This is a genomic window from Alteromonas sp. ABE4_545, assembly GCF_056161325.1.
Genome location: NZ_JBSWYY010000016.1, coordinates 57,643 through 83,316 on the forward strand (window position 1 = coordinate 57,643; position 25,674 = coordinate 83,316).

Below are 25,674 nucleotides of genomic sequence, written 5' to 3' on the forward strand. Positions count from 1 at the left end.
ATGTCTGATTTTTCTCAGCAGTTATCGCAGCTGCGCGAAGGTATCGACGAGTTGGACTCACAACTCGTCGAACTTTTAAAAAAGCGAACCGCATTGACCAAACAAGTCGGTCAGATTAAATCTCAAACGGGCATGCCAATCTATGTGCCTGAGCGTGAAGCTGAATTACTGTCGAAACGCAAACAACAAGCGGCAGAAGCCGGCGTGTCTGAAAGCTTAGTGGAAGACCTATTGCGCCGTATTATGCGAGATTCCTATCACACGCAGAATAACCAATATCGTTGCAGTAATCCCGACGTAGGTAACGTTGTGATTATTGGTGGAGCAGGTGCACTGGGCCGTGTTTTTGTAAGTTTGTTCGAGCGCAGTGGCTATACCGTCAACATAATTGAAAAAGATGATTGGGAAACCGCCGATGAGGTGTTTGCCCACGCTGGCTTAGTGCTGGTTTCTGTACCGATTAATCTTACCGAGGGCGTTATTAGCAAGCTCAATCGCTTGCCTGCTCATTGTGTATTGGCCGATATCACTAGTATTAAAGTGAAACCGCTAGAGGCGATGATGGCGATTCACAAAGGGCCGGTTGTAGGGTTACACCCAATGTTTGGGCCAGATGCACCGGGCATGATCAAACAAGTGGTAGTGGTATGTGAAGGGCGTGAACCGAACGCGTATCAGTGGCTTGTTGAGCAAATGGCAACATGGGGCGCGACTATCTATCATAGCTCGGCTCAAGAGCATGATGAGGCCATGGCATTTATTCAGGTTATGCGCCACTTTAACACCTTTGTCTATGGCGCGCATTTGGCCGGAGAAGACCCAGACTTAGAGCAGCTTACTTTGTTCAGCTCGCCTATTTACCGGTTAGAATTGGCGATGGTGGGGCGTTTGTTTGCCCAAGCTCCTCGTTTGTATGCCGACATTATTTTCAACAATCCGAAAAACTTTGCCTTGTTACGTCGGTTTCATCGTCGTTTTGGCGACGCGCTGGATCTACTTGAAAAAGGCGATAAAAACGCCTTCATTTCACAATTTGATGAAATTGGTGAGTGGTTCGGAGATTACGCCAAGACATGTTTGGTTGACAGTAAGAAACTACTGCTTAAAGCCGATGATGATCAAATGTTACGCAAGTAATTAACGTTACTTAAATTAAAAAAGCCCTGATTTATCAGGGCTTTTCTTTAGGTATAGGGCTTATTTGTCTGTGATTGCCGTTGCGGCAGCGACTTTCGTCGGGCTAATTTCTTCGCTTGGGTAGCAACCGAGTACTTTTAAGTAACGCGTCATTTTCTTCAACGACTCTACCGCATTCTGCATAGGGCCGTCTTGTAAATTACCGTCTACGTCTATATAAAACATCTCTTCCCAGGGGTTGCCGGGAATAGGGCGAGATTCTAGTTTTGTCATATTGATATTATTTTCACGCAACACCAATAGCGCTTCTACCAAAGACCCTGCTTTTTGTACCGTCGACATGACAAAAGTTGTTTTTGCCGGTACCTGTAATGGCACAATAACGGGATTGCGCGCGACGACGATAAAGCGGCTGTGGTTTTCTTTTTGATTGGCTAAATTCGACTTAATTGCCATTAAGCCGTACAGGTTACCACCGGCTTCGCTGCCGATAGCGGCTGCGTCATCACGGCCCAATTCGCTTACCGTTAACATGGCTGACGATGTGCTGTCGCAGGTTTTTACTTCGATATTCCCCAGTTCCGCAAGAAAATGGCTGCATTGTGCGAACACTTGAGGGTGAGCATATACAGTTTTTAAATTTGCGATATTGGTGTCTTTGGCCACCAATAGGGTATGACGAATTGGGTGAGTGAGTTCACCAATTATACTCAATTGAGTGTGTTGTAATTGGTCGTATACTTCATTGATGCTGCCCGAGGTTGTATTCTCGATAGGGAGCACCGCGTAATCGGCTTCGCTGTTTTCAACTTTTTGCACAATTTCACTGAAACTCTGACAGCCAATTTCGAGCAGTTCTCCTGGGCGGCGAGAGAAGTATTTTTGTGTTGCTAAGTAACTGTAAGACCCTTTGTCACCCAAAAATGCCACACGATTCAGCGGCAGGGCGCTACCTGGGTTGGCGCGTTCAGCAAGCATGGCTTGTTGATTGAGAACAGAATCTTCGATAATTACGTGAAACACTTGTGTCACGTAGTGAGGGTCGAGCCCAACCTCTTGACCGTTTTTAATCAATCGGATCAGCAGTTGCTCTTCGCGTTTTTGATCGCGCACCGGAATGTGGTGCTTGATTTTGGTTTCGGCAACGGCATTGGTCAGCCCGCGACGTTCAGCGAGGAGTTTAATGAGCTCGCTGTCTAGTGCGGTGATCCGTTCTCTAATTGCATCTAATTCAGGCTCTGACATTCTGGTCTCTCTTTGAGTAGGCAAAAAAAAACCTCCGCGATGGGAGGTTTATACACACGGCACATCCCCCCTTACGACAAGGTAAAAAAGAAGAAAAAGTGTGCAGCTGTGTGTTGATGTTCTTTCAATTTCATAGCACAGACTTTATTCAACCACGCCAGCCCTGTCAACCAGTTTTTACAGGGCCGCGGCGTGATTAAATCTCGCTATCTATACTTAATTTGTAGGTTGTGCTAGTTGCCACTATTCACTCAACAGGGCCACAAGCATAGCGCGGACCTCATTGGGTTCGAATGGCTTGTCGCACAATGCATTTACACCCGTTTGTTGGATATTGGTCATATGAGCACTATCAGCAGATTCTGATGTCACCATAATGATAGGAATATGCGCGGTTTCTGGATTAAAGCGAATAAATTCAGAAAGTTCACGACCGTCCATCTCGGGCATGTTGTAGTCGGTCACAACCAAATCGAAGGGTTCGTCCTTAATCAAAGTCAGCGCCATTGCACCATTTTCAGCTTCTTTGATGCGTTTTAGGCCCATGCCTTCCAATACGCGGCGAATGTGGTTGCGCGCTAGTCGGCTGTCATCTACAAGCAGTACACGAACTTCTTGTACATCGAATAAATCCAGATGCAATTCGTCAGTGTTCAGTAAGTCTAAGCTGGCGTTCAATGCACGAGACAAGTGAATCGGTTCAAATGGCTTAGGCAGAATGGCCGAAACCCCAGCTTGTTTGAATTCTTCTAACTTGCTAATGCGGTTTTCGCTTGAAACCAGCATAAAGGGGATTCCTGCAAATTCTGGGTTTTCTTTGATCAGGCGAATTAGATCCAGAGCGGTTCCATCTTCAAAATACATCGCGCTCACCACCAGGTCTGCACCATGTGACATTAACGCGGCTTTTGCTTCACCTACGGTACTTACAGGGTCGATTTCTTTGACATTTTCCTTAAGCAGTAAGGTAGTAATAATCTTTCGTTGTGTATCTGAGGGCTCAACTAACACAATGTTGAGATCGGATATCGATAGTTTTTCCATGACAATACTCGTTTTCAGGATAATATAGGGCTAGTGATTACTTAGCCGCCAGCTAATTTTACTGAGAATCCCTTCTGCACTAACAGTGACTGTAGCTTTTCTCTGTCATCTGTTTGTACTTCGATTTGGCCCGCTTTTACTGCGCCGCCGCAACCGCATTTTTTCTTAAGCTCGGTACATAGCTTTTTTAATTCAGCTGCGTCCAAGTCAAGACCGTGAACAATAGACACCCCTTTGCCTTTGCGTCCTTTGGTTTCTCGATGGATTCTTACAATACCATCTTTACTTGTCGACTTTTCTGGCGCCGATTTTTGCTCTGAAATTCGGCCGCCATCTGTGCTATACACTAGCCGCGTATTTTGCATGTGCTCTCTCTAATTGTTATTTCTGTAGGAAAATTTATGAATTAATAGCACTTTTATGAGTGCCTAATCTACAATGTAATAACAGCAAGTATGACAAATTATAGTAAATACTGCACATCTTAGCGGTTTAATACTGAAGCTTATTAAAACGTTAATTTTGAATAGCGGTCATTTGGAGCTTTAAATGGATATACAAACAAATGTACTTAACGGTGGTCGTATGCTGGTTATCAAGGTGGGAGAGAAATTCGACTTTAGCAAAGTTCAGGATTTTCGTGATGCATACGCTGGGCTCGATGACCACATTGATACCGTTGAGGTCGACCTTGCACTCACCGATTATATGGATAGCTCTGCGCTTGGCATGTTGCTCAATATGCAAAAAAACCTTGGCACACGTATTCAATCTTACCGTATTACCCACTGTCGGCCACAGGTTGCCCGTATCTTAAAAATTTCTCGATTCGACAAAAAGTTCGACATCAGTTAAAGATACGTTTATTCGCTATTCTCAATAAGAAAAGAGCAAGCTATGCGAATTTTGATCGTTGATGATGAATCGATTAATCGTTTTCTACTCAGGCACATGCTTGAAGAGCAGGGCTTTACCGATTGTTTAGAGGCTCAAAGTGGTGAAGAAGCCCTCGCTATTGCCCAAGCCTCTCCACCTGACCTTGTGTTGTTAGACGTGATCATGCCGGGGTTAACCGGGTATGAGGTTGCGCCCAAGTTAAAATCGCTGGATTCAGAGTGTTATTTGCCCATCATTTTTATCACCTCACTTGACGACAAAGAGAGTCTGGCAAGGTGTTTAGATGTGGGGGGCGACGACTTTGTGAGTAAACCTTATGACCGCGTTATTCTGGCAGCAAAAATCACCGCTCATAATCGCACCCGGGAGTTAAGTAAACGCATACAACAGCAAAACAGTGAGTTGCTGTTTTACCAACAGGCCGTAGCGCGTGAACACAGCATTGTTGAGCATATTTTTGCCAATGCCATTGTCAGTAACAAAGACGTAGAAAAGCTATTCGATGTGCACTTAAGCCCAGCATCAGACTTTAACGGTGATTTATTTTTATGTGAAGCCAGCCCATCTGGAGGCTGTTATTTTATTTTGGGTGACTTTACTGGGCACGGGTTAGCGTCGGCAATAGGAGCATTGCCGGTAACGCAAACATTTACACACATGGCGCGCAAGGGCGTATCGGTAGGAGAGATTGCCATAGAGCTTAATCGCGAATTACTGAGCCTGTTACCTACTGAAATGTTTTTTGTGGCAGCCATTGTTGAAATAGACGCCTCAGGCACACGATTTACTGTGTGGAATGGCGGAATGCCTGCTGTGATAATTAGCAGCCCAGCAGGGCAGCTTCGCTATCGCTTTGTTTCTCAGCATATGGCGCTGGGTATTTTAGACGACCGAGATTTTGAAAATATCTGTGAAGTATATACCGCCGACGAAGGTGACCGGCTTTTCGCGTATACCGACGGTTTGATGGAGTTGGCTGACGAAAACGGTGACATGTTGGAAGAGAGTGGTGTAGAGGAATGGTTTGCCTCGCTGCCGAATATCAATACTGCGACTATGTACGACCGTGCGCTGGCGGTTTTAAATGGCAGGCCCGCACATGACGATATTAGCTTGGTGATGTATGACTGTCGGCCATTGCCCAAATTACTAGATGATGAAGCGGCCATTTCTTTGCCGTTTAAGATTTCTGTTGCACTCGATAGCGATACTTTAAAACGTGAAAACGCCATTGAACAAATTCTCGATGTGCTCAACAGCCAAAAAGGGGTTGAACGTATTCGCGCGGAGTTGTTTACCATAGTAACCGAAATGTTTAATAACGCCTTGGAACATGGTTTGTTGAAGCTTGATTCGAGTTTAAAACAAACCGATGACGGCTTTATTCACTATTACATGCATAGAGAACAAGGGTTACAAAACCTCACTTCTGGCGAGATTATTGTCGACGCCTCTTATAACCCCAATACCGAACAATTGACAATTGCTGTGACCGATTCGGGTGAAGGGTTCGACCCCGCCTCGATTGTTAAAAATGACGATTATAATTTTGGTCGAGGCATCGACTTGTTACAAAATTTATGTGACGAAGTAACGTTTTCAAATGGCGGTAAAACCACGCAAATCAAAATTGGGATTAACCCCAGTTACGAATAAGCAGACTGCTGATAAACGATAATTAAGGGGCAATCAACGAGCAAAGGGTGAAATTTTCTCTCATTGCCCTTATTTACTGCCTAAGGTAAACGCAATATGTGGGACAGAGTGTGATCAAAAGTCTGCTGGAATGGTTTAAAGATACGACCGAAAGTGAGCCGTCGCACACGGTCGAGTTGGCAACGGCGGTATTATTGAGTGAAATAATTCGGGCGGATAACCGCAGTGATGAGCGAGAAATGGCGATGTATCATCAAATACTAGCCAAGCGCTTTTCGTTGGGGCCTGACGCTTTAGAGGCGTTGAAAAGTGACGGGTTAAATAAATCAGAACACGCTGTAGACTTAGTGCAGTTTACGCGCATTATTAACGACCGCTGTACTGCCGAGGATAAAGTTGCCATTGTGCAATCATTGTGGGAATTGGCTTACGCTGATGACACGCTCGACCCCATTGAAGAGCACTTGATCAGAAAAATTGCTGATTTATTGTATGTTTCCCATTCTCATTTTATACAGGCAAAACTCTCAGCCAAGACACGTTAACAACTAGGCGCCAAGAATTTTATAGCTAGTCCGATGTGAATTATCATCAAATTTTCATTGATTCACGGTATAGTACGGATAAATTCTTAATCGTTTGAGGTATCTAGCAATATCTCGACGTCTAACGGTATTAGTTTTTCGTGGCGCGCAGTATTAAAACTCCCCTTTCTAGCCTTATCGTGGGAACCGCCCTTATCACCACCATTTTGGTGTTGTGGTTGGGGGCGTATCAGCATGAATCACTGTTTAAAAAAACACAGCAATCTCATTTATTTGCACTCAACCGCACACTGAGTATTGATTTAGCCCCCATTTTAGAAGAGCAAGAACTTGACCGTTACAAGCTACAAACGGTTGGACGTAAATTAGCGCCTTATCAGCATGTTATCTACGTTCGAGTATTCGACAAAGACTACAACCCTGTTATTACTCTTGAGGGCAGAGCCGCCAAACCGAAAGAAGATTTTGGGAAAATACTGAACCGTATCGACCCTAAAAAACAACACCATACCGTGGTTGAGCAAGATGGCATTCTATTGAGCTTCGACCGTGTCGGCGATGCGGCCTTCCCAATTGGTTATTTATTAATTCTAGCTGATGTCAGTGCTCCGTTAGCGCAGAGCTACGCCGACTTGTTGGTACGCCTAATACCTTTGTTGTTGCTGATCCTATTGGCCGTTTGCGGAATAGGTTTGGTATTGATGCAAAGAACACTACGCCCTTTTTATCATTTGTCGATGTTCACGATGAAGGTGAATGAAACTAAAGACTACTCAATGCGCTTTAGTGAAAAGAGCAGTAAAGAAGTCAATCATATGGCGGCCCACATTAACCAGTTTTTAAGTACCATTGAAACTGAGTGGTCATTAAACCAAGCACAGAACGAAACCTTACGTGATCAGCAAAGCACCATGATGCGTTTAGCTAATTACGACAACTTAACCCGTTTGCCAAATCGTCAATTTGTGATGGACGCGTTAAGACAGGAATTGCTTAACGCTCAACACCATCAGCAGGACATTGCGCTGATGTATTTCGATCTAGATGGATTTAAAGGGATCAATGACTCACTGGGGCATGAAACCGGCGATTTGATCTTGGTTGAAGTGGCAGAACGAGTGAACAGTATTTTACGCGAAGGAGATCTACTGGCGCGCTTGGGCGGTGATGAATTTATTATTGTGCCAGACAGGGATACTTCTGAAGCGAGTCTGACGAACGTGGCCCACCGTATTTTACTCGCCTTTAACGACCCCTTTCATTTACGCGGCTTGGCGCTCAAGGTTGGCGTGAGCATCGGCATTGCGAAAGCGTCTGACGCCAATTATCAGCTTAGTCAACTCATCAGTAATGCCGACCTGGCCATGTATCGTTCGAAAGCACAGGGGCGTGGCCGCTTTACCATTTTCAATGTCGATATGGTGGTGGCATATAAACGCAAGATGCACATTGCTAACAGTATTGATAATGGGCTACGCGCCGACGAGTTTAGTGTGTATTACCAGCCCAAAGTGGCGGCAGATGGGACTACGGTGGGGGTTGAAGCCCTTATGCGATGGCAACACCCTGAACTCGGCGCTATTATGCCCAGTGAGTTTATTCCTATCGCTGAGCAAGGTGGTAAAATTGCTTCCTTGACGCAATGGGTGATCAAGCGAGTTTGCCAAGAACTGCCTGCGCTGCGGCAACATTTTAGTCGACGTTTTCGCGTTGGCATTAACTTATCAGGTCACGATTTACGTCATGCCGACTTGTTTGACAGTATTTACAAGTTGTTTGTGAGCTATGACGTTAACCCGGCTTATATCGAATTTGAAGTGACCGAATCGGCGTATTTAGAGAACTTTGACGCCAGCAATAAATTTTTCCGTCGTATTGCGAATATGGGGTGTGCCATCGCACTGGATGACTTCGGAACAGGTTACTCATCGTTGAGTTACTTAACTCAAATCACCATAGATACCTTGAAAATTGACCGACAGTTTGTTGAAGAATTAGAAACATCTGAACGCAGCCGTATGGTAACCGGTACAATTATCGACCTTGCAAAACGGTTGTCGTTAAGTATATGTGCTGAAGGCATCGAAACACCCGCTCAGCTACATTATTTGTTAGAACAAGGGTGCGATACTACACAGGGGTATTTGTTTAGCCGTCCATTGCCTTTACACGAATTGATTTTATTGCCTGAAGTATTTACTCCACCGTACTGAATAAAACGCGTATTCGAATAGATAAATATTAATGCTTTAGCACGTAAAATTTATCCATTACTATGTAAAAAGGTGTTGCTGATAGGCAACAGTTACCGACAGGGCGTTTGTTTCACTGTATATTTTTGTTGTTAAATCTTTGATTTATAGGCGTTAATCTTATTTGGTATGGTGTTTGCTGTTATCCCGTTGTTAATGTAACAAGGCCAAGGTGGCCTTAGTTGCGCACAACGAGGAGAAATACGATGTCAATATTTGAGAAAAAGTTCGTTTTACCTAGCGTTGTTATTTGTAGTTGGTTCAGTGCTTTTGCCATTTTAGCCAACGATTTATCACTACTGGAACGCCTCGATACCGATAATGACGGATACATTTCATTAAGAGAGTCGGTGAGTGATACAGAATTATTAAGAGAGTTTGCTCTTATCGATACTAACGAAGATGGTAAAGTGAGCCAGTCTGAATTAGTCGATAGTGGCTTTATCAGTGATGACAGTTTATTTACCGTAGCGCGCTCATAGTCTGCGAAGGTAACAAATGTCAGAGCGTAAAGTGGCTAAATTGGAGCGCATTTTTTTTACAGGAAGTCGTATTTTGCAATTAGGCTCGTTGCGTCAACTTATTTTAGCCAGCTTTTTTGTGGCATTAATACCGTTAATTGCCTTACTTTGGCAAAGTCAGAGTGACTTAGCTCGCGTTGGTAAACTCACGGTGTCTGAAACCCAGTTTGTGGTTAATCTCGTCAACGATATGAAACGTTTAGACGGGACTGCCGTGATTGTGGAAAGGGCGTTACGACAATATCGGGTGATTCAAAACGCTAAAGTTGCAGAGCTGGCCGACAACGCATTAGGCCGGTTTGAGGATGTAGCGGATAGCTTGTGTAACGCCATTGCTCACGGCACTCATTGTGAGAGTATTAATAAAAGTTTAATTGAACTGAAAATGTTCCGGCAGTTAGATGACGAACTTCTGCTGAACGCTTATATTGCATCTATCAATGAACAGGTGATAGCTCTGCGCACTCAGGTCGACAAAGTTATTCAGGTCAGACTGGCTACTCAGCAAGCAGACCTCGCCGCGATGCAAGCCAAGCAGGCATGGTTGACCGCATTACTGGTGACTATTTCGCTGCTTTTGATTTTAGCGGGTAGTCAGCTCATTATTAACCCCGTGCGCAAAATGAAAGTGCTTATTCGAATGTTGGCTCGGCAACAAGGTAAGTTACCCCCCATTTCCCGACGTGCTCCCAGAGAACTCGCCGGCGTTGAAAAAGACTTACACTGGTTGGGTGACCGGTTAGCACAGTTAGAACATATTCGCACAGCGCTGCTTCGCCATGCGGCGCATGAGTTAAAAACGCCTTTGGCGAGTATTAAAGAAGGCTGTTCACTGTTAGACGATGGTGCGGTGGGGCAACTGACTAAACCGCAGCACGAAGTTCTGTCGTTGCTTATTATCAGCACCCAGCGACTGAACACATTGATTGAGAAGTTACTCGATTATAATTTGTTGCTACAGCAGGCACAGCCTACGTTTAGCCAAGTCAACACACAGGAAATGGTAGACGACTGCTTACAAGATTATCGACTAGCTCTGCAACACCACGAGTTAGACGTTGATGTGAAGGCCGATCCTATTCGTGCCGACGCAGAGTTATTAAGACGGATTTTAGATAACTTAGTGTCTAACGCGGTCGCTCATGGGGCGCGTAATAGACCAATAAATATCAAACTGTATTTACAGGGGGATATGGCCTGTATAGAAGTAGCGAACAGAGGTAAAAAAATCCCACCGGAGAAGGTCGACACCTTGTTTGAGCCTTTCACCCGTGGTGATGGAGAACGAAATGACAATGTAATCGGTACCGGCTTGGGCTTGTCGATTGTGGCAGATTGCGCCCGTCTAATGCACGGAGAAGTTGGCGTGGTTGATGTTGATTACGCTGATGTATGTTTCCGAGTAATGATTCCGCAAGAGGATGCGAACGAATGATCCGAATTTTTTGGCTACTGTGTGTAGCCTCTCTCGCAGGATGCGTGACAACAACAGAGCGTGTAATAACACCCGAAAAAGCGGAGCCAGACAATCCGCTAACCCACGAAAAAGTGATAGTTGAAAACGATCCTTGCTTGGTCGATAGCCGACATGAAGATTTTATCGGCAATTGTGATATTTGGTATTGGATCGATATTTGGCTGAAGGCTGATGCGCTTCCTTGGGAAGAGCGCAAGCCTTTAATTGCTGCTCTGGGAGATGATATTCCCGCTACGTTCAAAAAAGTGCTGTTGTCTCAGCCTATTGATACGCCTTATAAGGATAGGCTGCGGGCACAGCATTGGCTCACAGAGCTTAAACCCTCACTTACGCCGGCAATGACACGATTAATCACGGTCATTATCGAAAAACCGAGTAACCAAATGCTCGAATTTGAGTCTGCTATCACAATGTTAAGCCGAGTGAACGGCCGACAAGAAGCGTCAATTGAAGAAATGCAGAAGCGCTTAGAAGAGCAGCGCAAACAGTTGCAGGCATTGCTAAACATTGAAGAAACGCTGATGGATAAAAACGGAGGAGAACAGCCGTGACAGAATTAGAACAAGCCAACTCGCATATCTTGCTGGTGGATGATGACAAAAGCCTATTGCGTTTGCTAACCATCCGCTTAGAAAGTGAAGGTTATAAAGTCACTGGGGCCGAAGACGGCCAAGACGCATTAAAGAAAGTGCAAACCCAAAGTTTTGACGTTGTGCTGAGTGATTTGCGCATGCCGGGATTAGACGGCTTAAGCTTATTTGAAGAAATTATGGCCGTGCGCTCTGATATGCCGGTTATTCTGATGACAGCTCACGGCACAATTTCAGACGCGGTGGCGGCTACTCAGCGCGGAGTGTTTGGCTTTTTAACCAAGCCTGTCGATCACGACGAACTACGCACACTGTTGGGTAAAGCGTTGAGCCACTCTAAAGCGGCCAAACCGGGAGAGTGGTGCGATGATATTATTACGCGCTCACCAGAAATGCTTCATGTACTTGATCAAGCCTTTCGCATCGCCCAACGTGAAGTCAGTGTGTTAGTAACGGGAGCTAGTGGAACAGGTAAAGAATTACTAGCGAATGCGATACATCGTGCAAGCGACAGAAAAGACAAGCCCTTTGTCGCGATTAACTGTGGAGCATTGCCAGAGAACTTGCTGGAATCAGAATTGTTCGGCCATGCAAAAGGGGCGTTTACTGGAGCGGTACAAGCCAATGCGGGGTTATTTCGCGAAGCTGACGGCGGAACACTGTTCTTAGATGAAATTGGCGATATGCCAATGACACTTCAAGTGAAGTTATTGCGTGCCTTGCAGGAGCGAAAAATACGCCCAGTGGGTAGCAGCAAGATGGTCGACATTGATGTGCGTATTATCTCTGCAACGCATAAAGATCTGCACAAAGAAATGGAAGAGGACAGTTTCCGGGAAGATTTGTACTACCGTTTGAATGTCGTTAATTTGAAGCTACCTGCTTTGAAAGAACGCAGCGAAGATATTCCTCTACTCGCTCGAACGTTATTGCAGAAAAGTGCGGCTCGCCACAAAGTCGATGCGAATCAATTTTCTGATGATGCCATGCAATTATTAGTGAAGTCAGACTGGCCTGGTAATGTGCGCCAACTTGTTAACGTAGTTGAGCAATGTGTGGCCTTAACCCAAACTCCGGTTATTCCGTTGCATTTGGTTGAACAGGCTTTATCGGCTACACGCCAAAGCTGGCCTACGCTTACCGAGGCACGAGATGCTTTTGAACAAAAGTACCTTTACAAATTACTCAAAATGACAGACGGCAACGTGACTCGCGCGTCGGAGTTGGCGGGGCGTAACCGAACCGATATGCACAAACTGATGAAAAAGCACGAACTAGACGCTGCTGACTTTAGGCAAGCATAGCGAATCAATGCTCAGTGACAAAGCCCCGCATCGCGGGGCTTTGTTGTTTGAAACGGCTTTATATTGCTGATTAACCTTTAAGACACCAGCTATGACAACGCCTTAATGTAAGGGTATTGTAAATTTTGAACTAATGTATAATAGGTGGCCGTCGGAAGGTTAGTGTAGTTTAACAAACATACTAGCTGGAAAGTCATTATTTATTAAAGGATTATGAATTATGGAAGTTGCTGCTGATTTCACACAGGTGTTAAACACTTGGGTGGTGAAACACGATTTAGCTAGCGCTAATCAGCTTCGAAGTATGGTTTATTTTCATTTAAAAGGCATGGTGAAAAAGCCAATCGATAACCATGCGAAGCAGGCCACTAATCAGGTCATTGATAATTTGCCTAATACCACATCACTACTTCATGATGTCCTCATAAAACTCACTGCACCAGACACTGTGCATAGATGACTGACACCCCAGTAAATCAAAAAGCTCGAAGGGACGCCTTCCGCAAATCGCGCATTATCTCCATATCTTTAAAGCAAAAAACGATGTCACGTTGCTTGACTATCGCCATAACCTTTTAGTTAGGTGATAGTGATTTTTTAACTCATCAGTGGTTTTTGGCACGTCTAGTTACTTCAAACTGAGTGAATAAGCATTAAAACAAACTCGTTTGCTCGGCTTGTTCTGTAAACGTTAATGCGGGCAATTGGGCGGCGGCATTTGCTGCGTATGTTTGGTTGTACAGTTGAATAAACTGTTGCGCTAGCCAAGGAGCGTCTTTGTTGTCAGGGCGGTGGAAGAACAAGTAGGGGCTTAAGCCCTGTTCTCTCCACTGGTGGCACTTTTTCACCCATGGCTGTAAGCACGTTAAGTTATCACTGTCATTGTTATTGCCAACAAATCTCATGATGGGTTGTTTGCCCGTGGCGATCACATTAACTGGCACTCGTGGTTTTTTAGTGCGGACTTCAGCGGTTAACGGGCTGTCAGCGTCTCCGGTAAATAAGGCCCGCGTGTCCATAATGATGCGGTCTACTTGGTGTTGCATCAATAGTTGATTTAATCTCTTTTCGTCGTCGCCTTTAGCGAAAAAGCGCTGGTGGCGCACTTCCACACTGTAGCGAAAGTCTTTTGGTAATTGCGCTAGAAAATGCGCCAATACAGGCAATTGCTCAGGGCCAAATTGTGCGGGTAGCTGAATCATCACGCTTGCTAATTTGTGTTCGAGTAATGCCATTCTGTGTAATTGCTCGGTAACGGCGGCTTCACAGTGTCGCAGGCTTGCCTGATGGGTAATCGATTGGTGGAATTTAAAGCAAAATCGAAACTGCTCTGGCACAGCGTCACGCCATTTTGCCACTGTACCTGTGTCAGGAAGCTGATAAAAAGTAGTGTTGCCCTCGATACTGTTCAATTGTTGGGCATAGTATTCAAGGTTATTTTTGCGGGCTGCGGGGTTGCCAAACCAAGCGCTCGGCCAACTTGGATGCTGCCAAACAGGGCATCCTATTTTTACGTCAGGCAATTTTGTGTCAGAGATTTGCGTTTCGCTTTGATTTGTCATTGGGCTTTACGGCGCATTTGTTTATACTAGGCGGCTTTGAATTTCATCATTATTCACGTCGCCGAGCCTAGCGATTCATTCAATGAAAGGCAAGTAATGGCAGGTTGTTTAGAAATTGTTCTATTCACCGTCGCGACAATCAAAATTAGAGAGACAGAGGTCAAAGACCATGCGCACAGATTACTGTGGAAATATTAACGCGTCACATGTTGGACAAACCGTCACCCTGAATGGTTGGGTAAATAAACGTCGAGATTTGGGCGGCCTAATTTTTATCGATTTACGGGATCGCGAAGGTATTGTGCAGGTCGTGTTTGACCCAGATTTACCTGAGGTATTAGAAGAAGCGAACAAGCTTCGCGGTGAGTTTTGTATTGAGCTAACTGGTACAGTGCGCGCTCGCCCTGAAAGCCAAATCAACAAGAAAATGGCCACCGGTGAAATCGAAATCCTGGGTACAGGGCTGAAAATCTTCAACCGTTCAGCGCCACTGCCATTAGACTGGAACCAAGAGAACTCCGAAGAACAGCGCTTGCGTTATCGCTACCTTGATTTGCGTCGCCCAGTAATGAGCGAGCGTTTGCAATTCCGCTCTAAAGTGACGGGCGCGGTGCGTCGTTATTTGGAAGACGAAGGTTTCTTAGATATTGAAACGCCCATTCTGACCAAAGCAACGCCTGAAGGTGCACGTGACTACTTGGTACCTAGCCGTACGCACAAAGGTGAGTTTTTCGCCTTGCCGCAATCGCCACAGCTGTTCAAACAGTTGTTGATGATGTCAGGCATGGACCGTTATTACCAGATCGTTAAGTGCTTCCGCGATGAAGACTTGCGCGCTGATCGCCAACCAGAATTTACCCAAATCGATATTGAAACCACCTTCTTAGATGCTGAAGGCGTGATGTCGATCACTGAAGGCATGATCCGCGATTTGTTCCAAAAAATGCTGAACGTTGACCTTGGCGACTTCCCGCGTATGACCTACGCAGAAGCGATGAAGCGTTACGGTAGCGACAAGCCAGACTTGCGTAACCCGCTCGAACTGGTTGACGTTGATGACATCATGAAAGACGTTGAGTTTAAAGTATTCAACGGCCCTGCGAATGATCCTAAAGGTCGCGTTACTGTAATCCGTGTACCGGGTGGTGCGTCATTATCACGTAAGCAAATTGATGAATATACCAAGTTCGTCGGCATTTATGGCGCGAAAGGGTTGGCGTGGTTGAAAGTGAACGAGAAAGCCCAAGGCCAAGACGGTTTGCAATCACCTGTATTGAAGTTCTTGAGTCCTGACGTAACCGATGCATTACTTGCACGCACCCAAGCGGAAGATGGCGACATTCTATTGTTTGGTGCCGATTCTGCTACAGTGGTAACAGAAGCATTGGGTGCGCTTCGCTTGAAGCTAGGTGAAGACTTCGAATTGCTTGAAGGCGAATGGCGGCCACTTTGGGTTGTCGACTTCCCTATGTTCGAAGAATTCGACGGTCAGTTCCACGCACTACACCATCCGTTTACTGCGCCTCGAGGCTTGAGCCCAGAGGAACTAAAAGCATCACCAGCGACGGCGTTGTCTGATGCGTACGACATGGTATTGAATGGTGTTGAACTTGGTGGTGGTTCTGTACGTATTCACGACCAAGGTATGCAATCTGCGGTATTCAGTATTTTGGGTATAGATGAAGAAGAAGCGCAAAACAAGTTTGGTTTCTTACTCGAGGCACTCCAGTACGGTGCGCCACCACACGCAGGTTTGGCCTTTGGTCTAGACCGCTTGGTCATGCTAATGACTGGCGCACAATCGATTCGCGACGTTATGGCGTTCCCGAAAACCACAACGGCTGCGTGCCCATTAACAGATGCGCCTAGCCCTGCTAACCCACAGCAGTTGGAAGAACTCGCCATCAACGTGGTCAAAAAAGATAACGCTTAATGAAGTATAAAAGGCCTGAATCTGTCCTGGTTGTGCTGCACGATGCAGCCGGCCAGGTGCTGATAATGCAGCGCACAGATGACCCGCTTTTTTGGCAGTCGGTTACCGGCACAATCGAAGAGAATGAATCGCCGATTGAAACCGCGTATCGTGAAGTTGCTGAAGAAACGGGCATTGTGCTCAGTCCCGCAGAGCACGCAATTATTGATTGCCGTAAAATCAATCAGTTTGAAATTAGGCCGCAATGGCGCTATCGCTATCCGCCCGATACGGTGTTCAATACTGAACATGTTTTTATTGCAGAAATTTCCTCCTCCGCAACCTTAACGCTCACCGAGCACTTGGCTTATGAGTGGGTGTCGGCAGCGCAAGCGGCTGAACGCGTATGGTCACCGTCTAACCAAGCCGCCATTATTCAATTTGTCCCCGGAGCCAAATAATGGTAATACTGGGTATAGATCCAGGTTCTCGTGTAACAGGCTATGGTATTGTGAGTCGCAAGCAAGGGAAAATGACTTACTTGGGCAGCGGCTGCATTCGATTGAAAGGCGATGTACTCGCGCCTCGGCTAGATCAAATATTCATTGCCGTCTCTGACATTATCAAGCAATACCAACCCGACTGTTTTGCCATAGAGCAAGTGTTTATGGCGAGAAACCCTGATTCAGCATTGAAACTCGGGCAAGCGAGGGGCGCGGCGATTGTCGCAGCTACTCAAGCCAGTTTGCCGGTTTCAGAATATTCAGCACGACAAATTAAACAGGCCGTTGTGGGTAAGGGCAGTGCAGAAAAAACACAGGTGCAACATATGGTGAAGCACTTGCTTAATCTCTCTGGTACACCACAAAGTGATGCTGCAGATGCATTAGCCGTGGCATTGTGCCATGCCCATACAGAACAGAGCCTGGTAAAACTCGCAGGACAAGCACGTAAAACCGTGCGCCGACGATTGCGCTAACGGAGCAAATTATGATTGGACGTATCCAGGGGATATTAGTCGAAAAACAACCCCCTGAGATTTTGGTTGACGTAGCAGGCGTCGGGTATGAAATTCAAATGCCTATGACCAGCTTTTATCAATTACCGAATGTGGGCGAGCAGGTTACCGTATTCACCCATTTTGTTGTGCGTGAAGATGCACAGCTATTATTTGGCTTTGCTGATAAAATGGAACGCGGATTATTTCGCGAACTTATTAAAGCCAATGGCGTTGGTCCGAAATTAGGGCTTGCTATTTTGTCGGGCATGTCGGCTGGCCAGTTTTTGCAAAGCGTACAGCAAGAAGATGTGTCAGCCTTGGTAAGTTTACCGGGCATAGGCAAAAAAACCGCAGAGCGTTTGGTTGTAGAATTACGAGACCGATTAGCGACTTTCTCAAAACAACAAAGTATTGATGTGACAAACTTACCAGGTGCCGATAATGGCCCAGGTGAAACCTTTGTCACTAAGAGCGATGTGAAGGAAGAAGCGCTAAGTGCATTGGTGGCGTTAGGGTATAAAGCGCAGCAAGCCACTAAGATGGTAAACAGTGTTTATGAAGACGGCATGGATAGTGAGCAAATCATCCGTCAGGCGCTTAAAGCGGCCATTTAACTGAGTAGTGAAGCATGATTGAAGCAGATCGACTGATATCCGCTGGCGCCAGCCAAGAAGACGAAGTCATAGACCGTGCCATTCGGCCTAAAATGTTGTCTGACTATACAGGGCAGCCTCATGTGTGTGAGCAAATGGAAATTTTCATTCAAGCCGCCCGCAATCGCAGTGATGCTCTGGATCACCTGTTAATTTTTGGCCCGCCCGGATTAGGTAAAACCACCTTGGCCAATATTGTTGCCAATGAAATGGGCGTGAATATTAAAACCACCTCCGGTCCAGTATTGGAAAAGGCAGGAGATTTAGCCGCGCTGCTAACCAACTTGGAAGAGCACGACGTACTCTTTATCGACGAAATACACCGCTTGAGTCCAGTTGTAGAAGAAATTCTCTACCCTGCCATGGAAGACTATCAGCTCGATATTATGATAGGCGAAGGGCCTGCGGCACGTTCAATTAAACTCGATTTGCCGCCTTTTACACTCGTTGGGGCAACAACCCGCGCAGGCTCACTTACGTCACCTCTGCGCGACCGGTTTGGTATTGTTCAACGATTAGAGTTTTATTCCGTTAAAGATCTCACCACTATTATTATGCGCAGCGCCCATTATTTGCAGTTGGACATGGGCGAAGAAGGGGCTTTAGAAGTGGCTAAGCGTTCTCGTGGTACGCCCCGTATTGCTAACCGCTTATTACGCCGTGTACGTGATTACGCAGAGATCAAAGCAGAAGGCGTGGTAAGTGCCGATGTGGCGGCAAAAGCGTTAGATATGCTTGATGTCGACCGAGAAGGCTTTGATTACATGGACCGAAAACTTCTCACCGCGATTATTGATAAATTTGATGGTGGCCCAGTTGGGCTGGATAACCTCGCTGCGGCTATTGGTGAAGAAAAAGAAACCATTGAAGATGTGATTGAGCCCTTTTTAATTCAACAAGGGTTTTTGCAGCGCACTCCACGAGGCCGCATCGCCTCTCAACGAGCCTATTTACATTTAGGCTTTACTCCTAATCAATCTTAAACAGCGCTGCGACAAGTGTTGTTAGACAGACATGAATCTATGTGGTTTACCTCGCTGTGCCACATAGATTCATTCAATTCTTAACTTATTGAAATATAAAATTCATTATTTGTGTTTTTGGGTAAAGCGCTTAGCGTGTACGCAAGTGGCAATAAGCATTGCAGCTTGGTGTGAACAGTGAATTTTAGGCAAAAAAAAGCCCATTCAGTGAATGGGCGGAGAACAACAAGTGTTGAAGGAAATAATCCAGGGAACTCATGTCAAACAGAAAAAATTCGCTTGTTTAAGCAGTTACTGCCTAACTGATGCGATGCATTATAGAGAAAATTTAAAACTCGACAATTGAGTAAAATTATATTTTTTGATTAGAAAAACTAATGCGTTAAGCGAATGTTAAAACTTGCTTTTGTTTTGCGCTATCCATTGTTTTGTATGGTCTTACGAGTGGTGAGATAGATGAAATGATGAAGCTTATATGATACTTTTTTGAATATATCATTAATGGAGCATAATTATGCATAACATGTCAGTGCGTGTTTATTACGAAGACACCGATGCCGGCGGTATTGTTTATTACGCTAATTATTTAAAGTTTCTTGAACGCGCACGAACTGAGTGGTTACGTGAATTAGGTCACGAGCAAGACACTTTGTTGGAACAAAGTGTTGCCTTTGTCGTCAAACGAGTGGAAATGAATAACTATGCGCCAGCTCGCTTCAATCAACTGTTGAGTATTACTTCGCAGGTTGTAGAATTGAAGGGCGCTAGCATGGTATTCAAACAAGAGATAAGAAATGCGGAGCAAGTATTACTTGTAGACGCTGAAATAAAAATTGCCTGTGTGGATTTGTCGAAAATGAAACCTCGACGATTTCCAGCAGGGTTATTAGGGGATTTATCGCGTGTCATCTGATTTAAACTTTATTGGTCTTTTTCTGCAGGCTAGTTTTGTTGTTCAACTTGTAATGTTGCTATTGCTCAGTGTGTCTATAGCCTCATGGGCATTTATTTTTCAACGCCAAAAAGCCTTGTCTGCCGCAGATTTTGAAATGCGGGAATTTGAAGACAAGTTTTGGTCAGGCGCAGACCTCAACCGCTTGTACCAGCAGCTCAATAACAGTGAAGAAGGGGCCAAAGGTATGGGCCTTATCTTCTGTGCTGGTTTCAAAGAATTTGTTCGCCTGCGCAAAAGTAACACGGCCGCCAACGGCATTGTTGATGGCACCTACCGTGCGATGCGCGTTGCGTTGTCGCGTGAGGTAGATAACTTAGAGAGCCGTTTGTCTTTCTTGGCTACTGCTGGCTCTATCAGCCCTTACATTGGTCTTTTCGGTACTGTTTGGGGGATTATGAATTCCTTTATTGCCCTGGGTGAAGTGCAACAAGCGACCCTGTCGATGGTTGCGCCAGGTATTGCCGAAGCCTTGATTGCAACAGCAATCGGTCTGTTTGCAGCAATCCCTGCTGTTATTTCTTACAACCGTTTTAGTCACAAAGTGGAAAAGCTGGAAAATAGCTACGGCAATTTCATGGAAGAGTTTTCTGCGATATTGCATCGTCAGGCGCTCGCTGCCCAGCAGCAACAAGCGCAACAACAAGCTCAGTAATTAGTGCAACGGAAACGAGTGTAGGAGCGCCTCATGTACACGCGCAAAAGACGCCGCCCGGTGGCTGAAATCAATGTAGTACCTTATATCGACGTGATGTTGGTATTGTTAATTATCTTTATGGTAACCGCGCCTTTGATCTCTCAAGGGGTGAAGGTTGACTTACCAAAAGCCAGTGCAGAGCCCATTGAACAAGAGGATACGCCACCGATGATTGCATCGGTTGATATCAAAGGCGACTATTACCTCAATTTAGGCGATAACCAAGAACAAGCCGTAGATGGTGACGAGTTGGCATCACTCGTGCAAGCTCAACTCAAGAAAGCGCCTGAAACCCCTGTTGTGGTGAAAGGTGATGGTGGAGTGGCTTACAGTGAAGTTATCCAGCTAATGGTATTGTTACAGAAGGCCGGCGTGCCCTCTGTTGGCTTAATGACAGACCCAGTGGAAGAGTAGTAGCGAGTGGATACGCAAGCGGAGACAAAATCTGGGGTGATTAAATCGGTGGTGTTGCATCTGATCATATTAGCTGTGTTGCTAATTAGCGTCAGTTGCTCACCCGATGCGACAAAAGCTCTCTCGGCGCCCGCCTCTGTCCCTGTGATCAAAGCAACCTTTATTGATGCGCAGGCGATTGCTGACAATCAACGTCAAAAAGCGCAGGCTGAAGCACAAGCGAGGGCAGAAGCTGAGAAAAAACGCAAAGCGCGCGAAGCCGAAGCGGCGAGACAAAAACGCATTGCCGCACAAAAAGAGGCTAAACGCAAAAAGGCAGAAGCCGAAGCGCGTAAGCAAAAAGAATTAGAGCGACTCGCAGCGCAGAAAGAAAAGCAGCGCAAAGAACGCGAGGCGAGAGAAAAGGCAGAAGCTGAACGCAAAAAGCGTGAGGCGGAACAAAAAGCCGAAATGGATAAAATAATGCAAGAGCAGATGGAAGCCGAGCGAGCCGCTCAGCGACAACGTCGGGCTCAGCATGTGTTAACTGAAAAAGAGCGTTATCAGGCGTTAATTCAACAAACGATAATGCGTTATCTTATCGAAGATTCGAGTTTTAAAGGTAAACGCTGTCGGTTGAATATAAGACTGGCTACGACCGGTCTGGTGACAAAGGTAACGATAAGAGACGGCGACTCTGCATTGTGTCGTGCGGCGCAAAGTGCGGTATTGAGGCCAGACACCTTGCCCATGTCTAGTGAGCCTGATGTATACGAAGAGCTAAAAGATATTAATTTAACGGTGGAATTGTAGTGCGTATGAGAAAAATGGGAATGACGTTGCGTTCATGGTTATGCCTGTGCATTTTGAGCTTTAGTCAGCTTGCAAATGCAGCGCTGGAAATTGTGATCACAGAAGGTGTTGATAGCGCGCGCCCAATTGGTGTCGTTCCGTTTAAGTGGACTGGCGATGGTGTGTTACCTGGTCGAATTACCGATGTTGTGATGGCGGATTTACGTCGCAGTGGTAAATTTAACCCAATCGCTTTGTCTGCCATGCCGCAGTATCCGTCGAATGATACCGAAGTGAACTACAGCGCGTGGGCGACTACCGGTGTAGATACTATCGTCGTAGGTTCTATTGAAAATACCTCTGCTGACAGATATACAGTTACGTTTCAAATTATTGATGTCTTACGTGGTCAGGTAACCGACGGTAAGTCGCAGATTCTTGATCAACAAGGCAAGCTGGTTGAAAGCAAAGACCATATTATCGATTCGCGCCGAGCGACCATCAATGGTAGTGACTTTCGTCAATACGCCCATCGTATCAGTGATGTGGTTTACGAAAAATTGACAGGGGTGAAGGGTGCATTTCTTACCCGAATCGCGTACGTTATCGTGCGTGATCGCGAGACCGTGAAATTGCCTTATCAGCTCGTTATTGCAGACTACGACGGTGAAAATGAAACTCGCTTGTTGTCATCGCCAGAACCATTGATGTCTCCGTCTTGGTCGCCTGATGGTAATAAGTTGGCCTACGTGAGTTTTGAAAACAAACGTTCGCAAATATTTATTCAGGACATCTACACCATGGAACGGACAAAGATGACGGATTTTCCGGGCATTAACAGTAGTCCCGTTTTTTCGCCTGATGGTCGACAACTAGCGATGGTACTATCGAAAGATGGTAACCCAGAGATATATATTATGGATATCGAGACGAAAAATTTGCGCCGGATTACGCGAAATCGCTCGATAGATACAGAGCCATCTTGGTCTCCTGATGGAAAGAGTCTCATTTTTAGCTCTGAACGGGGTGGTAAACCACAGATATATCGCGTAAATTTAGTATCTGGGAAGGTGAGACGACTTACTTTCGACGGTGAACAGAACCTGGGTGCTACTTTCACGCCTGATGGTGAAGACATGGTATTGGTAAATCAAACTCGGGGTGATTACCGAATTGCCAAGCAATCACTGAAGGACGGCGCTATCCAAGTGTTAACTAGAACCTTTTTAGATGAAAGTCCTAGTATCGCGCCGAACGGAAGCATGATAATTTATAGCACTCTGCATGAGGGCACACAGGTTTTATCTTTAGTGTCTTTGGATGGACGCTTTAAAGCGCGGTTACCGGCAGCCAATGGGCAAGTAAAATCGCCTAGTTGGTCACCATTTTTGTTTTAACGTTTTAATCAAATAAATAAGTATAAGGATTAAGAGGATGCAAATGAATAAAGTAATGAAGAGTTTCATCATCGCACTACCAGTGGTGACAATGATGGCATGTTCTTCAGGTCCTACTGAGGAAGAAATCGCAGCAGAACAAAACCGTATTGCTCAAGAGCAAGCGGCAGCAGCAGAAGCAGCGAAAGAAGCTGAAGAACAGCGTGTTCAGGCTGAAGCAGCTAAGCGCCAGCAAATGGTTGAAGAACAAATGCAAAATGAATTGCAAGCGCTTCAAAACGAACAAACTGTTTACTTCGATTTTGACCGTTCAAGCATCAAATCAGAGTTTTACCCAGTACTTGATAAGCACGCTGCATTCTTGGTGAAAAACCCAATGCAAAAAGTGGTTATCGAAGGTCACTGTGATAGCCGTGGTACGCCTGAGTACAACATCGCACTAGGTGAGCGTCGTGCTAAGTCTGTACAAACTTACCTTTTGAATGCGGGTGTTAGCAGCAGCCAAATCACTGTAGTTTCTTACGGTGAAGAAAAACCTGCTGTAATGGGTGCTTCTGAGTACGCATTTGCACAAAACCGTCGCGGTATCGTTGTTTATCAATAATGAATACTAAGCTGACACACTTTGCGGCTGCTATTGCGGCCGCATTGAGCATTGCTGGCTATGCCAACGCTCAAGCACCGGTAACCGATGTCAATGGCTCTGATGTAGAGTCACGACTAACAGTACTTGAACGTCAAGTGCAGAATCGCGCGCAAATGCAGCATAAGTTGCAACAGCAGCTCGATGATATGCAGTATGAAGTTGACCAACTGCGTGGGGCAGTCGAAACTCATACCAATCAATTACAGAAAGTATTAGAGCGCCAGCGCGAACTATACTTAGAAATTGATAAGCGCGTAGAAGCCTTGAAACAAAGTGGCGTGGTGGGTAGTGCGACAAGTCAGCCGGTCACGGCTACGCCTACAACATCAGACAATACGGTTGCATCCAGTTTATCTGGTGTTAGCGAGAGCGAAGCCTACGACAATGCCGTGAATTTGATTTTGAAGTCTCGTGAGTACGACAAAGCAATTCCGGCATTTCAAGAGTTTTTAAGCACATTCCCCAACAGTGAGTACGCGCCAAACGCGCATTACTGGTTAGGACAATTGCTGTTTAATAAACAGCAATGGGGCGATGCAAAAGCGCAGTTTGATGTTGTTGTGAATCGTTTTACCGATTCAACAAAGCGCCCCGATGCGATGTTGAAATTGGGTGTGATTGCTCAACAGCAAGCGCAGCAGGCTAAGGCGAAAGAGTGGTTCCAAAAGGTCATCTCTGAGTACCCGAATTCCTCTGCGAGAAAACTCGCCGAAGCGCGGTTATAAATTTGCTAATTGATTAAAAAAGGGTCATTCGACCCTTTTTTGTTATTTCTACTTCGCTATTTTCTTAGCACCCTTAACGCTCTATGTAACAGGGCAGACAGATTGTTCATTACATATTGCCAATACCCGCTTTTCACTTCAGGTAATCCAAATTTCTCTGCCATTTCGTTTGTTAAATAACTGCTTAACGTGTCTAACTTTTGGCCCGAACGGTTTTCGCCTGTTTCTAAATGCCAAATGGCAACAGGTGCGGCAATAAAGCCCGTAGTGCCATGTAAGGCAAGGGTTTGCTCGTTTACTTGTCGATGTTTACAAATGATGTGTTCAAATACGTCGGCGCTACATAAAGACAGTAGGGTTTCTATTTCCAATTGACAGACGGGATCAATGGGGACCGATTTTATGTGAGCGGCGAGGAATGTCGCTGACATAACGTGCGACGTACCGCAATATCGATAAAAATCTTTCTGTGGAGCAATGTTGCGGCTTCCTGATTTGTAGAGGTAGCCGTTCTCTATTGTTATACAGTCTTTGTCACTCTGAGCTTGTATCTCGCGATAAATGTCTTTGGATAAAAAGTCGTCTTGATCAACGAGCATGATATGCCGAGGGCTCAAAGTTTGCGCATGCAGAATACCTACAATGCGCTTGGAGCCAGCATCTAATTTAGATTCTTTAAACCCTAAATGAGCGCCTTTTCCTTTGTCGGTAATGGGGGTGTTGAGAATTATATTTGATACAAACCCATCGTATCGTGGCGCAATTGAGAGAGGCTCATTACTAACAACAACCACATGCTTATTACAATTTTCAATTTGATAAAGTGACCCAATGGTGTCATTGAGTAAAGTAATGAGTTTATCAAAGTCGTGGCTGTTTTCTCTTGGCCGAATGGTAGTAACAAAAACAATATCCATTTGTATGCCTGATAGGTTTTTTTCTATGTTAACCGCTTAAAAAAATAAAAGAAATAAGCGAATATCGAACCGCAGATAATTTCCTGATACACTTCGTGTCATAGCGAAATTTGGTGATGCATTCGTCCTGCATCGCAATGGTAAATAATGCCTTTACCATTTTGGGAATCTGGTGTGAATCCAGAACTGTACCCGCAACTGTAATGACAACTCGGTCGTCAGAGTCAGATACCAGCCATATTTTTGCCGTTTTGCAGTTCGTGCGGGAATACACGAAACGTCATGTCGTATCGTCACTTTCAATAGTGTCTCGCGTGCTCGTTCCCGTTTAGCTTAGTGTTTTGGTGTAATACTTTGTCATGGTAGATATTGTAGGC

27 protein-coding genes and 1 riboswitch are annotated in these 25,674 nt (G+C 45.4%); of the genes, 22 read left to right on the forward strand and 5 right to left on the reverse strand.

Features of this window, described 5'->3' with window-relative positions:
* Positions 1 to 1,137, forward strand: a complete 1,137-nt coding sequence (tyrA, locus tag ACXAH6_RS14185) for a bifunctional chorismate mutase/prephenate dehydrogenase (RefSeq protein WP_474877841.1) — start codon at positions 1 to 3, stop codon at positions 1,135 to 1,137.
* A 60-nt stretch (positions 1,138 to 1,197) separates the two neighbouring features.
* On the opposite strand, the gene pheA is transcribed toward tyrA, so the two are convergent.
* The 3 genes from pheA to yciH all read right to left on the reverse strand — a co-directional run bounded on the left by pheA (position 1,198) and on the right by yciH (position 3,791).
* Positions 1,198 to 2,382, reverse strand: a complete 1,185-nt coding sequence (gene pheA / locus ACXAH6_RS14190; protein ID WP_474877843.1) for a prephenate dehydratase — start codon at positions 2,380 to 2,382, stop codon at positions 1,198 to 1,200.
* 243 nt (positions 2,383 to 2,625) lie between these two features.
* The gene (locus tag ACXAH6_RS14195) at positions 2,626 to 3,426 is read right to left on the reverse strand and encodes a response regulator (RefSeq protein ID WP_474877844.1); all 801 of its coding nucleotides are present in this window, start codon (positions 3,424 to 3,426) and stop codon (positions 2,626 to 2,628) included.
* A gap of 41 nt (positions 3,427 to 3,467) precedes the next feature.
* Entirely contained in the window at positions 3,468 to 3,791 is a 324-nt protein-coding gene (yciH, locus tag ACXAH6_RS14200) for a stress response translation initiation inhibitor YciH (RefSeq protein ID WP_474877846.1), read from the reverse strand.
* Between the two features lie 184 nt (positions 3,792 to 3,975).
* Here yciH and ACXAH6_RS14205 point away from each other — a divergent pair, with 184 nt between their 5' ends.
* The 9 genes from ACXAH6_RS14205 (at position 3,976) to ACXAH6_RS14245 (ending at position 13,128) form a co-directional block, all read left to right on the forward strand.
* Positions 3,976 to 4,281: an STAS domain-containing protein gene (locus ACXAH6_RS14205; RefSeq protein ID WP_474877847.1), complete on the forward strand. Its 306-nt coding sequence runs from the start codon at positions 3,976 to 3,978 to the stop codon at positions 4,279 to 4,281.
* A 42-nt stretch (positions 4,282 to 4,323) separates the two neighbouring features.
* Entirely contained in the window at positions 4,324 to 5,979 is a 1,656-nt protein-coding gene (locus ACXAH6_RS14210; protein ID WP_474877849.1) for an ATP-binding SpoIIE family protein phosphatase, read from the forward strand.
* A 110-nt stretch (positions 5,980 to 6,089) separates the two neighbouring features.
* Positions 6,090 to 6,524 carry a tellurite resistance TerB family protein gene (locus ACXAH6_RS14215; RefSeq protein WP_474877851.1) on the forward strand — a complete coding sequence of 145 codons (435 nt, stop codon included), beginning with the start codon at positions 6,090 to 6,092 and terminating at the stop codon, positions 6,522 to 6,524.
* Between the two features lie 140 nt (positions 6,525 to 6,664).
* Positions 6,665 to 8,737: a putative bifunctional diguanylate cyclase/phosphodiesterase gene (locus tag ACXAH6_RS14220; RefSeq protein ID WP_474877853.1), complete on the forward strand. Its 2,073-nt coding sequence runs from the start codon at positions 6,665 to 6,667 to the stop codon at positions 8,735 to 8,737.
* A 245-nt stretch (positions 8,738 to 8,982) separates the two neighbouring features.
* A complete protein-coding gene (locus ACXAH6_RS14225; RefSeq protein ID WP_474877855.1) occupies positions 8,983 to 9,258 on the forward strand; it encodes an EF-hand domain-containing protein in 276 nt (91 codons plus the stop codon).
* 16 nt (positions 9,259 to 9,274) lie between these two features.
* The gene (locus ACXAH6_RS14230; protein WP_474877857.1) at positions 9,275 to 10,732 is read left to right on the forward strand and encodes a sensor histidine kinase; all 1,458 of its coding nucleotides are present in this window, start codon (positions 9,275 to 9,277) and stop codon (positions 10,730 to 10,732) included.
* On the forward strand, positions 10,729 to 11,325 hold the full coding sequence (locus ACXAH6_RS14235) for a hypothetical protein (protein ID WP_474877859.1): 597 nt from the start codon (positions 10,729 to 10,731) through the stop codon (positions 11,323 to 11,325). The genes ACXAH6_RS14230 and ACXAH6_RS14235 overlap by 4 nt, the downstream gene beginning before the upstream one ends.
* Positions 11,322 to 12,668, forward strand: a complete 1,347-nt coding sequence (locus ACXAH6_RS14240; protein ID WP_474877861.1) for a sigma 54-interacting transcriptional regulator — start codon at positions 11,322 to 11,324, stop codon at positions 12,666 to 12,668. Before ACXAH6_RS14235 ends, ACXAH6_RS14240 begins: the two co-directional genes overlap by 4 nt.
* Positions 12,669 to 12,888: 220 nt before the next feature.
* On the forward strand, positions 12,889 to 13,128 hold the full coding sequence (locus tag ACXAH6_RS14245) for a hypothetical protein (protein WP_474877862.1): 240 nt from the start codon (positions 12,889 to 12,891) through the stop codon (positions 13,126 to 13,128).
* Positions 13,129 to 13,321: 193 nt separating this feature from the next.
* On the opposite strand, the gene ACXAH6_RS14250 is transcribed toward ACXAH6_RS14245, so the two are convergent.
* Entirely contained in the window at positions 13,322 to 14,230 is a 909-nt protein-coding gene (locus tag ACXAH6_RS14250) for a DUF72 domain-containing protein (protein WP_474877863.1), read from the reverse strand.
* Positions 14,231 to 14,399: 169 nt separating this feature from the next.
* Between ACXAH6_RS14250 and aspS the strand changes: the two genes are divergently transcribed.
* The 12 genes from aspS to ybgF all read left to right on the forward strand — a co-directional run bounded on the left by aspS (position 14,400) and on the right by ybgF (position 24,380).
* Entirely contained in the window at positions 14,400 to 16,163 is a 1,764-nt protein-coding gene (gene aspS / locus ACXAH6_RS14255; protein ID WP_474877865.1) for an aspartate--tRNA ligase, read from the forward strand.
* Positions 16,163 to 16,603, forward strand: coding sequence for a dihydroneopterin triphosphate diphosphatase (gene nudB / locus ACXAH6_RS14260; protein ID WP_474877866.1), 441 nt, complete (start codon positions 16,163 to 16,165; stop codon positions 16,601 to 16,603). The genes aspS and nudB overlap by 1 nt, the downstream gene beginning before the upstream one ends.
* Positions 16,600 to 17,121, forward strand: a complete 522-nt coding sequence (gene ruvC / locus ACXAH6_RS14265) for a crossover junction endodeoxyribonuclease RuvC (protein ID WP_474877903.1) — start codon at positions 16,600 to 16,602, stop codon at positions 17,119 to 17,121. Before nudB ends, ruvC begins: the two co-directional genes overlap by 4 nt.
* Before the next feature lie 11 nt (positions 17,122 to 17,132).
* Positions 17,133 to 17,756 carry a Holliday junction branch migration protein RuvA gene (gene ruvA, locus ACXAH6_RS14270; protein WP_474877868.1) on the forward strand — a complete coding sequence of 208 codons (624 nt, stop codon included), beginning with the start codon at positions 17,133 to 17,135 and terminating at the stop codon, positions 17,754 to 17,756.
* Positions 17,757 to 17,770: 14 nt separating this feature from the next.
* Positions 17,771 to 18,778 (forward strand): Holliday junction branch migration DNA helicase RuvB, encoded by a 1,008-nt coding sequence (gene ruvB / locus ACXAH6_RS14275; RefSeq protein WP_474877869.1) that lies wholly within the window; start codon positions 17,771 to 17,773, stop codon positions 18,776 to 18,778.
* Positions 18,779 to 19,292: 514 nt separating this feature from the next.
* Positions 19,293 to 19,691, forward strand: coding sequence for a tol-pal system-associated acyl-CoA thioesterase (ybgC, locus tag ACXAH6_RS14280; protein ID WP_474877871.1), 399 nt, complete (start codon positions 19,293 to 19,295; stop codon positions 19,689 to 19,691).
* Positions 19,681 to 20,385 carry a protein TolQ gene (gene tolQ, locus ACXAH6_RS14285; RefSeq protein WP_474877872.1) on the forward strand — a complete coding sequence of 235 codons (705 nt, stop codon included), beginning with the start codon at positions 19,681 to 19,683 and terminating at the stop codon, positions 20,383 to 20,385. Before ybgC ends, tolQ begins: the two co-directional genes overlap by 11 nt.
* A gap of 33 nt (positions 20,386 to 20,418) precedes the next feature.
* Positions 20,419 to 20,841 carry a protein TolR gene (gene tolR, locus ACXAH6_RS14290; protein ID WP_474877874.1) on the forward strand — a complete coding sequence of 141 codons (423 nt, stop codon included), beginning with the start codon at positions 20,419 to 20,421 and terminating at the stop codon, positions 20,839 to 20,841.
* A 6-nt stretch (positions 20,842 to 20,847) separates the two neighbouring features.
* Positions 20,848 to 21,633, forward strand: coding sequence for a cell envelope integrity protein TolA (tolA, locus tag ACXAH6_RS14295; RefSeq protein WP_474877876.1), 786 nt, complete (start codon positions 20,848 to 20,850; stop codon positions 21,631 to 21,633).
* A gap of 5 nt (positions 21,634 to 21,638) precedes the next feature.
* Complete coding sequence (gene tolB, locus ACXAH6_RS14300) at positions 21,639 to 23,009, forward strand: Tol-Pal system beta propeller repeat protein TolB (protein WP_474877904.1); 1,371 nt, start codon at positions 21,639 to 21,641, stop codon at positions 23,007 to 23,009.
* 37 nt (positions 23,010 to 23,046) lie between these two features.
* A complete protein-coding gene (gene pal, locus ACXAH6_RS14305; protein ID WP_474877877.1) occupies positions 23,047 to 23,613 on the forward strand; it encodes a peptidoglycan-associated lipoprotein Pal in 567 nt (188 codons plus the stop codon).
* Complete coding sequence (ybgF, locus tag ACXAH6_RS14310) at positions 23,613 to 24,380, forward strand: tol-pal system protein YbgF (protein ID WP_474877878.1); 768 nt, start codon at positions 23,613 to 23,615, stop codon at positions 24,378 to 24,380. The genes pal and ybgF overlap by 1 nt, the downstream gene beginning before the upstream one ends.
* A 56-nt stretch (positions 24,381 to 24,436) precedes the next feature.
* Here ybgF and ACXAH6_RS14315 read toward each other — a convergent pair whose 3' ends face one another.
* Entirely contained in the window at positions 24,437 to 25,297 is an 861-nt protein-coding gene (locus ACXAH6_RS14315; protein ID WP_474877880.1) for a hypothetical protein, read from the reverse strand.
* Positions 25,298 to 25,418: 121 nt separating this feature from the next.
* Positions 25,419 to 25,551: riboswitch (cobalamin riboswitch) on the forward strand.
* Positions 25,552 to 25,674 lie beyond the last annotated feature (123 nt).